This window comes from Sphingopyxis sp. CR5, assembly GCF_059693785.1.
This window is the reverse complement of sequence record NZ_JCATIE010000010.1, coordinates 110,718-122,856: the sequence shown is the minus strand read 5'-3', so window position 1 is coordinate 122,856 and position 12,139 is coordinate 110,718. Positions and strand designations below refer to the sequence as shown.

14 protein-coding genes are annotated in these 12,139 nt (G+C 64.9%); 9 read left to right on the top strand and 5 right to left on the bottom strand.

The annotated features are described in order from the left end of the window. The first annotated feature begins 8 nt into the window (after positions 1 to 8). Genes AC58D2_RS15945 through AC58D2_RS15935 form a run of 3 tightly spaced genes read left to right on the top strand, consistent with a single transcriptional unit; the run spans position 9 to position 2,109 of the window. Positions 9 to 233 carry a hypothetical protein gene (locus AC58D2_RS15945; RefSeq protein WP_231726911.1) on the top strand — a complete coding sequence of 75 codons (225 nt, stop codon included), beginning with the start codon at positions 9 to 11 and terminating at the stop codon, positions 231 to 233. Beyond that, the gene (locus tag AC58D2_RS15940) at positions 230 to 1,408 is read left to right on the top strand and encodes a nucleoside triphosphate pyrophosphohydrolase family protein (RefSeq protein WP_017499945.1); all 1,179 of its coding nucleotides are present in this window, start codon (positions 230 to 232) and stop codon (positions 1,406 to 1,408) included. Before AC58D2_RS15945 ends, AC58D2_RS15940 begins: the two co-directional genes overlap by 4 nt. Then, positions 1,405 to 2,109 (top strand): uracil-DNA glycosylase, encoded by a 705-nt coding sequence (locus tag AC58D2_RS15935; RefSeq protein ID WP_017499944.1) that lies wholly within the window; start codon positions 1,405 to 1,407, stop codon positions 2,107 to 2,109. Before AC58D2_RS15940 ends, AC58D2_RS15935 begins: the two co-directional genes overlap by 4 nt. Here AC58D2_RS15935 and AC58D2_RS15930 read toward each other — a convergent pair. The 5 genes from AC58D2_RS15930 to AC58D2_RS15910 are packed head-to-tail and all read right to left on the bottom strand — an operon-like array spanning position 2,076 to position 5,237. After that, entirely contained in the window at positions 2,076 to 2,855 is a 780-nt protein-coding gene (locus AC58D2_RS15930) for a thymidylate synthase family protein (protein WP_058454887.1), read from the bottom strand. The genes AC58D2_RS15935 and AC58D2_RS15930 overlap by 34 nt on opposite strands. Further along, positions 2,827 to 3,507 (bottom strand): C1 family peptidase, encoded by a 681-nt coding sequence (locus AC58D2_RS15925; RefSeq protein ID WP_058454886.1) that lies wholly within the window; start codon positions 3,505 to 3,507, stop codon positions 2,827 to 2,829. The genes AC58D2_RS15930 and AC58D2_RS15925 overlap by 29 nt, the downstream gene beginning before the upstream one ends. 6 nt (positions 3,508 to 3,513) lie before the next feature. Continuing rightward, the gene (locus AC58D2_RS15920; RefSeq protein WP_082657683.1) at positions 3,514 to 4,524 is read right to left on the bottom strand and encodes an ImmA/IrrE family metallo-endopeptidase; all 1,011 of its coding nucleotides are present in this window, start codon (positions 4,522 to 4,524) and stop codon (positions 3,514 to 3,516) included. Positions 4,525 to 4,527: 3 nt separating this feature from the next. Further along, positions 4,528 to 4,902 (bottom strand): helix-turn-helix domain-containing protein, encoded by a 375-nt coding sequence (locus tag AC58D2_RS15915; protein WP_017499940.1) that lies wholly within the window; start codon positions 4,900 to 4,902, stop codon positions 4,528 to 4,530. Continuing rightward, positions 4,899 to 5,237, bottom strand: a complete 339-nt coding sequence (locus AC58D2_RS15910; RefSeq protein WP_058454885.1) for a hypothetical protein — start codon at positions 5,235 to 5,237, stop codon at positions 4,899 to 4,901. The genes AC58D2_RS15915 and AC58D2_RS15910 overlap by 4 nt, the downstream gene beginning before the upstream one ends. A 342-nt stretch (positions 5,238 to 5,579) precedes the next feature. Here AC58D2_RS15910 and AC58D2_RS15905 point away from each other — a divergent pair, with 342 nt between their 5' ends. Genes AC58D2_RS15905 through trbE form a run of 6 tightly spaced genes read left to right on the top strand, consistent with a single transcriptional unit; the run spans position 5,580 to position 12,135 of the window. Beyond that, positions 5,580 to 7,607 carry a conjugal transfer protein TraG gene (locus AC58D2_RS15905; protein ID WP_058454967.1) on the top strand — a complete coding sequence of 676 codons (2,028 nt, stop codon included), beginning with the start codon at positions 5,580 to 5,582 and terminating at the stop codon, positions 7,605 to 7,607. Positions 7,608 to 7,609: 2 nt separating this feature from the next. After that, positions 7,610 to 8,035 carry a hypothetical protein gene (locus tag AC58D2_RS15900; RefSeq protein ID WP_058454884.1) on the top strand — a complete coding sequence of 142 codons (426 nt, stop codon included), beginning with the start codon at positions 7,610 to 7,612 and terminating at the stop codon, positions 8,033 to 8,035. After that, positions 8,032 to 9,054 (top strand): P-type conjugative transfer ATPase TrbB, encoded by a 1,023-nt coding sequence (gene trbB, locus AC58D2_RS15895; protein ID WP_058454883.1) that lies wholly within the window; start codon positions 8,032 to 8,034, stop codon positions 9,052 to 9,054. The genes AC58D2_RS15900 and trbB overlap by 4 nt, the downstream gene beginning before the upstream one ends. Continuing rightward, positions 9,051 to 9,404 (top strand): TrbC/VirB2 family type IV secretion system protein, encoded by a 354-nt coding sequence (locus AC58D2_RS15890; protein ID WP_017499935.1) that lies wholly within the window; start codon positions 9,051 to 9,053, stop codon positions 9,402 to 9,404. The genes trbB and AC58D2_RS15890 overlap by 4 nt, the downstream gene beginning before the upstream one ends. Beyond that, positions 9,401 to 9,673: a VirB3 family type IV secretion system protein gene (locus tag AC58D2_RS15885; protein WP_443026223.1), complete on the top strand. Its 273-nt coding sequence runs from the start codon at positions 9,401 to 9,403 to the stop codon at positions 9,671 to 9,673. Before AC58D2_RS15890 ends, AC58D2_RS15885 begins: the two co-directional genes overlap by 4 nt. Then, entirely contained in the window at positions 9,667 to 12,135 is a 2,469-nt protein-coding gene (gene trbE / locus AC58D2_RS15880; RefSeq protein ID WP_058454882.1) for a conjugal transfer protein TrbE, read from the top strand. Before AC58D2_RS15885 ends, trbE begins: the two co-directional genes overlap by 7 nt. Positions 12,136 to 12,139 lie beyond the last annotated feature (4 nt).

Here is a 12,139-nt window from a genome sequence, read left to right as displayed (position 1 = left end):
CTATTTTCATGAAATTATGTTTTCATGGATTCATGAAAAATATCGCAGCGCAAACCGATGTCGGCGACGAGCATCTTCAGGTGCAGATTCCTGCCGTTACGAAACGCGATCTCGGTCAACGGTCGCTCGATTCCCGCGAGCCGATCCGGATGATCGTACTGCGGGCACTTGAAGCCTATGGCGTGAGCGTCCCCGCAGACGCGATATCGGATCGCCGGAAGGGCAGGCGATGAGCGAGGATTTCGAAGCTCTCACTGTTGCGGATTATGCGAAGCAGGCCGCGCGGACTGATCAACGCAGCGGTGGCCGCGCACTGGGCTTCTCGATGCTTGGCCTTTTCGGCGAAGTCGGCAGCTTGCTCAGTGAGGCCAAGAAAAAGCAGCGCGACGATGCCTCCTACCTGGGTTACGCTCACGCCGTCGCGGAAGAGCTTGGTGACGTCCTTTGGTATCTGGCGGCGATCGCACGGCGCAGCCGCATGGCGCTCAGCGACATCGCTGCCGCCGCGGCGACAAACGGCGGACAATGGCAGACGGGCGGCAACGAAACGCTCAGTTTCCATGCGCTGCAGCCGCAGCACATTCCGCTTGCCAAGGCACCGATGCCGCAGTTCGAGCATAGCCTGCTCGCGCTGGCAGGCGACGTTGGGCTGCTCATCAACGATTTCCAGGCGGGCGGTCTTGCGAAGGACCGCGAAGCACTCGCGGGCCGGCTGGTCGCGGTCATGCGCCGGTTGATCCAGGCGGCAAACGAATCCGGTGTTACCATCGAGGCTGCCGCCGTGAAGAATCTTCACAAGATCTTCGATCGCTGGCCGCGCGAGCGCATCTATCCGGCGCCGACCGATGCGGCGCTCGACCCAGAAGAGCAATTGCCGCGGCGGATGGCGATCGACGTCTATGAACGCACCGTTCGCGGGCAGACATTCGTGTATCAACGCTCAAGCGGTGTGTATGTCGGCGACCGGCTCACCGACAACGCGCTCGAACCCGACGACTATCGCTTCCACGATGTCTTTCACTACGCTTATGTCGCGGTGCTTGGCTGGTCGCCAGTGCTGCGTGCGCTGCTCCGTCTCAAGCGCAAGAGCGATCCGAAACTCGACGACGCCGAAGACGGTGCTCGGGCGATTCTCATCGAAGAGGGCATAACTTCCTGGATTTTCGGACAAGCGCAGCAACTCCGGTACTTTGAAAACGTGAAGCGCGGTGGCCTTCCGCTGGACATGCTGAAGCATGTCCGCCAGTTCGTCGCCGGCTACGAATCAGAACGCTGTCCGCTGTGGCTTTGGGAGGAAGCGATCCTCCAGGGCTATACGGCTTTCCGCTTCCTTCAGGAGCATCGGCGCGGCCGCGTCCTGATCGACTTCGCCAATCGCCGCCTGCGTATCAAGGAATTGCCGTCATGACCCCGAAATCCTTTGTGTCCACCCTGGCGGCGACCGAACTTCCCTCAGTGTTCAATCCCTGGCGCGATCGCTGCACGGTCCATGACCGCAGCGACGCCGCCGCCCGGCGCCGCGACAATCTCGAAATGCTGCTCACCGCGGCGCTTGATCATCGCGTCGAAACGATCTGGATCGCGCGTGATCTCGGCTATCGCGGGGGGCGGCGTACGGGCGTACCGCTGACCGACGAAATTCACCTCGGACATGCCGGTACGCTGATGGGCGGCATCGCATTCGAACGTGCGACGCAGGGACCCGCCGTGGCGGAGCGCACCGCGGCGATCGTCTGGCGTGTGCTAGAGCGGATCGGTCAGCCTGTCATGCTCTGGAACGTTTTCCCGTTCCATCCCCATGAAGCGGATGATCCGATGTCGAACCGATGCCACACGCGAAGCGAGCGCGAGGCGACCTGGCCGATATTGCAAGCCCTCGTGTCAATGATCCGGCCCCGCCAGATCGTCGCGATCGGGCGCGATGCTCACCTGGCGCTGGACGGTCTCGACATTCCGACCACCGCGGTCCGCCATCCGAGCTACGGCGGGCAGCGCGAGTTCATCGAGGGCATGTTCAGCCTGTACGGTGTCGCGGATGACAACGATGAGCCGCTAGAACTGCCGTTGGGCGCGCCTCACGCCGCAGCAAGGAGATGTGCGCTCGCCTGATCGCAGCGCTCAAAGAGTTGCTTAAGATCGCCGCGGTTCCAGTTGGCGGTGTCGACCGTGGCGTTGGTCGAGACGATCGTGAGCGGACCCAGCGCGACCCCGCCTTCCTTGGCGATGAATTCGAGCAGACGGCCGAGGCCGATCAGATTGCCGAGCAGTTTTTCGATATAGTAGTGATTGCGGTAGAGCGCGGTCATGCCGAGGCGACGATCGTCGCCCTTGCCGATCAGCTTGAGACTGGCAAAGCTCAGGCACTGACCGCCGTAGGGCGAGTCATTCACGTCGCGGGCGGGGTCGAAGATCAGCAGTTCGAATTTGTTGAGCGCTCGGACGTTCGGGTTGCGCAGGCGCTCGACGATGCCCCAGATTTGATTGATTGGCTGGCCGTCGGCGCGGGGCAATTCCATCATCCGTTCGAAATAATAGCCCGACCAAGCGCCCGACCTCCGGACCTTCGGCAGCACGTTGTCGCGAAACCGGTCGAAGAATTGCGGCGCGCCGTAGCGCCTGTACAGCGCTGCCGGAAAAATCGTGTTGGCGACCGTCTCGATGGGCTTCTTGCCATGGCCCGAAAGGAAGGCATCGACTTCCGCCACGACGGGATCGGCGAGTGTTGCGCGCGCAGTCGGCTCGGCCACGGAGATGACGACATTCTGCGCCTGGTGTCCGGTGGCGAGGTCGACGAGCCGGACCGCCTCGCGCCAGCCAGCAACGCAGTCAGGCTGCGGCGGTATGGGAAGATACATCGACTTCCTCCGTCAAATTTGCCGTGGCGAAAAGGCGCGGCGCTAGAAAGCGCTCAGTAAGCCAGGCGTGGCCTTCCAAGCCCCAACCTGGTCCCCAGCTGTTGCGGATGAGAATGGCCGGGATGCCGTCCACGGTTCCATGCCCGACCGCGACGACCGCGTGCCGTTGCGCTGGCTCGGGGAGTTCGTCGTTCGCCGGATCGACGACGCCATCACCGCGCGGCTGGAAGAAAGACCGTGACAGCATCGTCAGCATGAGCACCGGCGTGTCACGGTCCAGCGCGGCAAGGATGGATGACAGGTCGGTTCCATCCCTCTGTCCGTTGCGGCCATAGAGCGGGCCAACGGTCGCCGGCGGCGTCCACAGTCGATGATCGGCTGGAACCGCAGCCAGATACGGCCAGCCTTTCTCGTCGGGTTGGCCATCGAGCCGTAGCGCGTCCAGCATTGTGGATAGCAGTGCGCCGCTCGTCGGCGGTCTGCCCGCCCGTTTCTGCGCGGCATGAAAGGCGAATTCACACGACAGCGGTGCCCAGCCGTCGCGAAGCCCGGCGTGGGTGTCGCTCGCGGCGAATGCGAGGCATGTCGGCCGCGCGCCTTGATCGCGCGCAGGTCCGAACAGCGGCCGAAGGTCACGGACGATATCGATCATGGGGCGTCAGGCGGCCTCGAGCAGGTGCCGCCGTTCGGCGCGCGACAGGCCCGTCTGTTCCGGGCCGGTGAGGTCGAAATCGAGCGTCAGGCTGGTGAGGGCCGGCGCAGGCTGCCACGGCCGCCGCTCGTCGAGCGACATGCGGCCGCGCCGCGGCGCATCGGGCGCCGCGGTGACACGGCGGACAACGGGACCACCGATGCCATCGCCGTCGATTGCCTCACGCTCGTCGCGAACGACGGCGAAGCCGCTGGCGATCAGTTGGTCGAGATCCCAGAGATACCCACCGCCGCTATGTTCTTCGAGCCGCAGCACGAAAAGATCATTGCGACTGCCATCGATCCGCGAGCCGGCATCGCGCTCGGTCAGCAGCCAGACGTCGCCGCGATAGTTGTCGGGCCGATAGTCCTTGAGGAGATCGACCTTCAGGCTGCGCGGCTGCGTCCGGAGCAGGTCGGTCATCACCGATGGCGAAATCAGATTGTAGCGAACCAGGGTGCGGCACGTCGCCTCATAGCTGGCGCCGATCCGCAGCGAGAGCTGATAGACGACATTGGGGCGCCGGAAATGATCGATCTGCCATCCTTGTCGCGCGCTGTGCGCGAGCATCAGCCATTTCGGCATCATGAAGGCGATCGCAAAGGCGTCGGCTTCGGTTTCCTCGAAGTTGTTTCCCGGTTCGGGCGACATCGGCATCCGGCGCAGGATGCTCTCATCGTCGAGGCTCGGCTCGTGTCGCATCGAAAAATGCCCGAGTTCGTGCGCGGCCGTGAAGCGCTGGATGCTCATCGGTCGTTCCGTCGTGACGAGAACGCCAGGAGCAGGTGCGCTGAGATAGGCGCCGAGCAGGCCTTTCAGGGGACGAAGCAGCAAGGGTAGACCCACGGCATGGATCGCGCCGAAGACATCGACGCTGCCGCCTTGGGTCTCGATCAGTGCGCGCGTATCGAGTTCGCGATGCAGGCGGCCCGCTGCCATCGTACCAGCGCGAACCGCGCTCGCATAATCCGACGCCATCGATCAGCTCCGTTCGCCGCCAGACCGCGAGCGGAGATATTCGGCAAACCGGCTCAGCTCGGCCCGGTCCTCAGTCGACAAGGCCGCAACGCGTCGCGCCAGATGGGCGACATCGGCGGGAAGGCTCGCGGAGGCCTCGTCTTCGCCGGTAAAATAGGCCACCGACTGGCGGTAAAGACGGGCAAGCCGCGTCAGTTCGATCGCTTCAACGCGGCGCTGGCCATTCTCGATATCGGTAAGCGCGGTCCGGGGAATCTTGAGATAGGCAGCAACTTCTTCCTGCTTGAGGCCGAGATATTTCCGTGCTTCGCGCAGACGGTCGCCCAAGCGCCGCCGCTCCTGCTCGTCGCCTTCCTGGCGGAGTGCGAGATTGGTCATGGCTTCGACCCTTTCTTCTTAACCCAGACGCGTTCGATCTTAGGGAGGAGGTCGTCAATCGCCTTCTCGATCGAATTGTAGCCGCCGGTGCGGACGATGCTGTCGCGAAGCTCGATGTCGAGGACCTGCTCCACCGCGCAAAGCGTGTCGACCACGGACAAGGAGTCGAGTGGCACGGGCGCCTGGATGATCTTCGGGTTTTCCGGAGGTAGGGCAATTCCGCGCACCTGTGCCTCAGCCCTGGCCACTTGCAGCAGTTCGTCGACCAACGCCCTAATGGCGTCGGCTTTGGGAAACGCGGTTGCCGCGGGCTTCGGAGGAGCGATTGTCGCCATGCATGCCTCGCACGATTTCACTACATTAAATGCGATATAATGTCTGATAATCCGACACGCAAGCCCGAATTTGCAGCTCGGATTTTTGCAGGGTGTAGCGGGTCATCGGCGGTGCGGTGTGGTGGTCAGTGCCACCTCGAGGGACAACGGCAGGGCAGAATCATCAACTCGGGTCATAGCTCGATCAAAAGAACAGAGCTGGAATATTGAGTCAGTCGCCGACGAGTGATCTCCTTCGGTCACCCACCAGCCCCCAGCGGCTCCGTTCATTTCGGGCGGCCCATAGCCGAGTCTTGAAGCCGCGCCCCGACCGCATCCGGCGGTATGGGCGGGAGCTTCAACGTGACCCCGACCAAATTGCTCATCGGCCAGATCCTTGTCGTGTTCGCAATCGTGATCGCGGGCCTCTGGGCGGCGACCCAATGGGCGGCGGCGATGCTCGCCTACCAGCCCGAACTTGGTCCGGCCTGGTTCATGGCTGGAAGCACGCCGGTCTATCGTCCCTGGGCGCTCTTCCCCTGGTGGTATCACTACGATGCCTATGCGCCGCATGTTTTCGACAAGGCCGGCGCGCTCGCCGGCGCGAGCGGTTTCATCGGCTGCGGCGCGGCGATCGCAGGCTCGCTCTGGCGCGCGCGGCAGTCGCGCCAGGTCACCACTTATGGTTCCGCGCGCTGGGCCAAGCCGAACGAGATCGAGCGGGCAGGCCTTCATGGTGACGCCGGCGTGTTCCTGGGCCGCTCGCGTGGCCGTTATCTGCGCCATAACGGCCCCGAACATATCATGGCGTTCGCGCCGACCCGTTCGGGCAAGGGCGTCGGGCTGGTCATACCGACGTTGCTCGGCTGGACCGGCAGCACCGTCGTTCACGACATCAAGGGTGAAAACTGGCAGCTCACCGCCGGTTGGCGCGCGCGCTTCTCCCACGTCCTGCTGTTCAACCCGACCGATCCCGCTTCCGCCAAATACAACCCGCTGCTCGAAGTCCGGCGCGGCGAGCATGAGGTCCGCGACGTCCAGAACATCGCCGACATCCTGGTCGATCCCGAAGGCGCGCTCGAACGGCGCAACCATTGGGAGAAAACCAGCCACAGCCTGCTGGTCGGCGCGATCCTCCACGTTCTTTATGCCGAGCCGGAAAAGACGCTCGCGCGGGTAGCCACATTCCTGTCGGACCCCCAGCAGCCGTTCGTCACCACGCTCCGGCGGATGATGACCACCAATCATCTCGGCACGAAGGATGCGCCGATCGTGCATCCGGTCGTGGCGTCGGCGGCGCGCGAGGTGCTCAACAAGTCCGAGAACGAGCGCAGCGGCGTCCTCTCCACCGCCATGTCATTTCTCGGCCTCTATCGCGACCCGACCGTCGCCGAGGTCACGTCGCGCTGCGACTGGCGGATCGCGGATCTCGTCGAGGCGGGCCACCCCGTCTCGCTCTACCTCGTCATTCCGCCATCGGACATCAGCCGAACCAAGCCGCTGGTACGCTTGGTGCTCAACCAGATTGGTCGCCGCCTTACCGAGAAGCTGGATGCCGATCCTGCCAAGGCGGGCAAGCACAAGCTCCTGATGATGCTGGACGAGTTTCCGGCATTGGGGCGCCTCGACTTCTTCGAGACCAGCCTTGCGTTTCTTGCAGGCTATGGGGTTCGCGCCTTCCTGATCGCGCAGTCGCTCAATCAAATCGAGAAGGCATATGGCGAGCACAACTCCATTCTCGATAACTGCCATGTCCGTATTGCCTTCGCGACCAATGACGAACGCACGGCGCGGCGGATCTCGGACGCGCTCGGCATCGCCACCGAGCAGCGCGCGATGCGCAACTACGCCGGCCACAGGCTCGCGCTGTGGTTGGCCCATGTCATGGTCAGCCGGCAGGAGACGGCGCGGCCGCTCCTGACCACCGGCGAGGTGATGCAGCTCCCGCCCAAGGACGAACTGGTGCTCGTTTCCGGCATGGCGCCGATCCGCGCGAAGAAGCTGCGCTATTACGAGGATCGCAATTTCCGCGAGCGGATCGCGCCGCCGCCCCAGCTCGCGCCCGGAGACTATCCCGATCGCCCGCAGGGCCGCCCCGACGATTGGAGCGGGCTGGTCCGCGCGCCTGACAGCCGGCTTGGCAAGGCCGACGACGACGCGAAAGCCGATGAGGACGGCGGCTTGCAACAGCAGCGCCATCCCGGACTCGGCGAGGAACAGACCAAAAAGCCCGAACCGCCCAGGCAGCTCGATCTTCTCGGCCTCGACCGCGACGACACCGATCCCGTCGCCGAAAAGCACGCGATGGACCGCGCCGGCACCACCGGCACGCTGATCCGCGCCCATACCATCAACCAGGGTCGCGACAGCGACACACTGCCGAGCTTCTGACGATGGCGGCGATCAAACCCAACCGCGTCCGCTACCAGCTCTTCCTGCCCGAAGATCTGAGCCACCGCTTCGAGGCGCTGGCGAGCCAGCCCGGCGCGTCCAAATCGGCGATCCTCACCGACGCGCTCACCGCCTGGCTCAACCGGCAGGCGGCGAGCGGGCTGGAGAACAAGTTCAGCCAGCGGCTCGATCGCATGTCGCTCGCGCTGGGGCGTGTCGAGCGTGACGGGCATGTGCTGCTCGAGAGCCTGGCGCTGTTCATCCGCTATGAACTGATGGTGCAGGCCCCTTTGGCCGAAGCCGACGAAGCGGCGCGTGCGATCGGCCGAGACCGCTTCGAGGCGTTCATTGCCCGCGTCGGCGAAGCGCTCGCCAGCGGCCAGCGCACGCTTGCTGCCTCCGCGAAAGACAATGGAGGTGGGCGATGAGCGACACGCTTTTCGGCTCCGATAATTCCGCAGGGCGTCGGCGCGCGATGCTGCGCACCGCGATGGGGACGACTATCGCGGCGGCGCTGGCCGATCCGATGGTCATCGAGATCATGGTCAACCCGGACGGCGTGTTGCGCCTCGATCGACTTGGCGAAGGCCGGATCGATACCGGCACCAAATATGAGCCCGCGCAAGTCGAGCGGATCATTCGTCTGGTAGCATCCCACGCGCGCACCGAGGTTCATGGCAATGCGCCGATCGTTTCGGCCGAGCTGCCGCCGCACGGCGAAGGCGCGGGCGAGCGGTTCGAGGGTATCCTGCCGCCGGTCAGCCTCGCGCCATGCTTCTCGATCCGCAAGCCCGCGGCGCGCATCTACACTTTGCTCGACTATGTGCGGGACGGCATCATGCTCGCCGACACGGCGCGACTGCTGTCGATGGCCGTGGTCGAGCGCAAGAACATCCTGGTCGCGGGCGGCACCAGTTCGGGCAAGACGACGCTTGCCAACGCGCTGCTCGCCGAGATGGCGCACCTCGATGAACGCGTCATCATCATTGAAGACACGCGTGAGTTGCAATGCGCCGCGCCCGACGTGGTGGGGCTGCGCACGCGTACGATCGGCACTGCCGGAGCCGGCGGCGTCACGATGGCTGATCTTGTCCGCTCGACATTGCGGCTCCGCCCCGATCGCATCGTCGTTGGCGAGGTGCGCGGGCGCGAAGCGCTCGACATGCTCAAAGCCTGGAACACCGGGCATCCGGGCGGCATCGCAACCGTCCACGCCAATTCGGCAGTGTCGGCCCTCTACCGGCTCGAGCAGCTCGTGCAGGAAAGCGTCGTCACCGTTCCGCGCCGGCTGATCGCCGAATCCATCGACATGATCGTGTTCATCGCCGGGCGCGGCCTCGCGCGCCGCGTCGACACGATCGCGCGCGTCGCCGGCCTCGATCCCGACGGCGGCTACGCCGTCCTCGACCTTACTCCCGACCACGCCCTCGAACCCCAAGGAGAATGACCATGCGCTTGTCCCGTATTCCTGCCCGTATTCCTGATCGTCGGAGCATCTTCCTCACCGGAGCCGCCATCGGCCTCGGGCTTGCGCTCGCCGCCACCGCGCAGGCCGCCGGCTCGGGCATGCCGTGGGAGGAACCGCTCCAGCAGGTGCTGGAGTCGGTCCAGGGTCCGGTCGCCAAGATCGTCGCGGTGATCATCATCATCGTCACCGGTTTGACGCTGGCGTTCGGCGAGACAGCAGGCGGGTTCCGCCGCCTCATCCAGATCATCTTCGGCCTGTCGATTGCGTTCGCGGCGTCGAGCTTCTTCCTCAGCTTCTTCAGCTTCGGCGGTGGAGCGCTCATCTCGTGATCGCCTCCGGCAGTCATATCGAGGGTTTCGAGGCGCCGATGCACCGCGCGCTCGCCGAGCCGATCCTGCTCGGCGGGGCGCCGAGGGCGATCGCGATCGTCAATGGTACGATCGCGGCCGCGCTCGGGCTCGGTCTCCAGCAGTGGATCGCCGGGCTGGCCATGTGGGCGTTCGGGCACACCCTCGCGGTGTTCGCCGCCAAACGCGATCCCGACTTCGCCCCGGTCCTGGTTCGCCACCTTCGCCAGAAGGGGCATCTGTCATGCTGAATCTGCGCGAATACCGTCAGAAGGCCGCCCGGCTCGCCGATCACCTTCCATGGGCGGCGCTTGTCGCGCCCGGCGTGGTGCTCAACAAGGACGGCAGCTTTTCGCGCGTCCTCAGGTTCCGCGGCCCCGATCTAGAATCCGCCACCGAAGCCGAGCTTGTCGCCGCCTGCGCGCGGGCGAACAATGTCCTGAAGCGCTTCGGCTCGGGCTGGGCACTCCATTTCGAGGCCGAGCGGCGCGAAGCGCTGGGTTATCCCGACAGCAGCTTTCCCGATGCGGCGTCGTGGCTGGTCGATGAGGAACGGCGCGCGGCGTTCGAAAGCGCGGGCGCGCATTTCGAGAGCCGCTATTATCTGACGCTCACCTTCCTGCCTCCGCCCGATCAGGCGGACACGGCGGGCCGAGCGCTGGTCGAGCGCAGCGACGACGCGAAGGGCCGCGACTGGCGACAAGCGCTTGCCGGCTTCATCGCCGAGACGGATCGCGCGCTTGACCTGTTCAGAGGCTTCATGCCCGAGGTGCGCGCGCTCGGCGACAGCGAAATGCTGACCTTTCTCCACGGTGCGATCTCCGCGCGCCGCCATGTCGTCGCCGTGCCCGAAACGCCCATCTATCTGGACGGGCTGCTGGCCGACACGCCGCTGACCGGCGGGCTGGAGCCGATGCTGGGCGACCAGCATCTGCGGACGCTGACCATTCTCGGATTTCCGAACGCGAGCCGTCCCGGCATCCTCGACGGACTCAACCATGAGGATTTTGGCTATCGCTGGGTGACGCGCTTCATTGCGCTCGACAAGACCGACGCAACCAAAGCGCTCACTCGCCTGCGGCGGCAGTGGTTCAACAAGCGCAAGTCGATCACCGCGCTGCTGCGCGAAGTCATCTACAACCAGCCGGTCCAGCTTCTCGACAGCGATGCCGACAACAAGGTGGTCGATGCCGACCTGGCCTTGCAGGCGCTCGGCGGCGATCATGTCGCGTTCGGCTATCTGACGACGACGATCACCGTTGCCGATATCGACCGCGCCCGCGTCGAGGAAAAGGTCCGCGCGGTCGAGCGCATCGTCAACGGGCTCGGCTTCACCTGCATCCGCGAGGGCATGAATGTGGTCGAGGCGTGGCTGTCGAGCCTGCCGGGCCATGTCTATGCGAACGTCCGGCAACCGATCGTCCACACCCTGAATCTCGCGCATCTCATGCCGCTGTCCTCGGTATGGGCAGGACCGGCGCGTAATCCGCATCTCGACGGTCCGCCGCTGCTTTATGCGGAAACCAGCGGCTCGACGCCGTTCCGTCTCAGCACGCATGTCGGCGACGTCGGTCATATGCTGATCGTCGGACCCACCGGGGCCGGAAAGTCGGTGCTGCTCGCAATGCTCGCGCTTCAGTTCCGGCGATATCCAGACTCCCAGGTCTATGTCTTCGACAAGGGATTTTCGGCGCGCGCGGCCGTGCTGGCGATGGGCGGCGCGCATCACGCGCTCGGGCTTGGCGGCGAGAGCGGTCATGCCGATGACGAGGGCGGGCGAACGATCGCCTTCCAGCCGCTGCGCCACATCGATCGCTCCAACGAACGAGCCTGGGCGGCCGAATGGATCGGCGCGCTGCTCGCCCATGAGAAAGTACTGGTCACACCCGAGATCAAGGAGGCCGTCTGGTCGGCGCTCACCAATCTCGCGACTGCCCCGATCGAGGAACGCACGCTCACCGGCCTGTCGCTGCTGCTGCAATCGGCACCGCTGCGATCGGCGCTCACGCCCTATACGCTCGAAGGACCGTTCGGCCGCCTGCTCGACGCCGCCGAAGACGATCTAGCGATCGCCGACGTGCAGTGCTTCGAGACTGAAGCGCTGATGGGGCAGGCGGGCGTCGTTGCGCCCGTGCTGACCTACCTGTTCCACCGGCTCGAAGAGCGCTTCACCGGGCGGCCGACGCTTCTCGTACTGGATGAAGCCTGGGTGTTCCTCGACCACCCGCTGTTCGCCGCGCGCATTCGTGAGTGGCTGAAGGTGCTGCGCAAGAAGAACGTCAGCGTCGTGTTCGCGACACAGAGCCTAGCCGATATCGCCGACAGCACGATCGCGCCGGCCATCATCGAAAGCTGTCCGCAGCGCATCTTGCTGCCCAATGATCGGGCGATCGAGCCGCAGGGCCAGACGGCCTACGTCCGCTTCGGTCTCAACGCGCGCCAGATCGAACTGGTCAGCCGCGCGACGCCCAAGCGGCAATATTATCTGCAATCAGCGCGCGGCAACCGGCTGTTCGAGCTTGGGCTAGGCCCGATCGCGCTGGCGTTGTGCGGCGCGTCCGATCCCGACAGCCAGAAGCGCATAGACGCGGTGCTGGCCGAAAAGGGCCAGGCCGACTTCGCCGCGACCTTTCTCTCCCAAGCCGGCCTCGATTGGGCGGCCGACCTGCTTGGGCGTCACCCTGCCGCCCGCCCCCCAGAAGACAAGGAGTAATTTC

What these genes read in the sequence shown, in the direction of transcription:
- trbB (WP_058454883.1), top strand. Translation starts at nt 8,032, where the DNA reads ATGAGCGACACGCTTTTCGGCTCCGATAATTCCGCAGGGCGTCGGCGC.
- AC58D2_RS15915 (WP_017499940.1), bottom strand. Translation starts at nt 4,902, where the DNA reads ATGACCAATCTCGCACTCCGCCAGGAAGGCGACGAGCAGGAGCGGCGG.
- AC58D2_RS15935 (WP_017499944.1), top strand. Translation starts at nt 1,405, where the DNA reads ATGACCCCGAAATCCTTTGTGTCCACCCTGGCGGCGACCGAACTTCCC.
- AC58D2_RS15940 (WP_017499945.1), top strand. Translation starts at nt 230, where the DNA reads ATGAGCGAGGATTTCGAAGCTCTCACTGTTGCGGATTATGCGAAGCAG.
- AC58D2_RS15920 (WP_082657683.1), bottom strand. Translation starts at nt 4,524, where the DNA reads ATGGCGTCGGATTATGCGAGCGCGGTTCGCGCTGGTACGATGGCAGCG.
- AC58D2_RS15930 (WP_058454887.1), bottom strand. Translation starts at nt 2,855, where the DNA reads ATGTATCTTCCCATACCGCCGCAGCCTGACTGCGTTGCTGGCTGGCGC.
- AC58D2_RS15900 (WP_058454884.1), top strand. Translation starts at nt 7,610, where the DNA reads ATGGCGGCGATCAAACCCAACCGCGTCCGCTACCAGCTCTTCCTGCCC.
- AC58D2_RS15910 (WP_058454885.1), bottom strand. Translation starts at nt 5,237, where the DNA reads ATGGCGACAATCGCTCCTCCGAAGCCCGCGGCAACCGCGTTTCCCAAA.
- AC58D2_RS15945 (WP_231726911.1), top strand. Translation starts at nt 9, where the DNA reads ATGAAATTATGTTTTCATGGATTCATGAAAAATATCGCAGCGCAAACC.
- trbE (WP_058454882.1), top strand. Translation starts at nt 9,667, where the DNA reads ATGCTGAATCTGCGCGAATACCGTCAGAAGGCCGCCCGGCTCGCCGAT.
- AC58D2_RS15890 (WP_017499935.1), top strand. Translation starts at nt 9,051, where the DNA reads ATGACCATGCGCTTGTCCCGTATTCCTGCCCGTATTCCTGATCGTCGG.
- AC58D2_RS15925 (WP_058454886.1), bottom strand. Translation starts at nt 3,507, where the DNA reads ATGATCGATATCGTCCGTGACCTTCGGCCGCTGTTCGGACCTGCGCGC.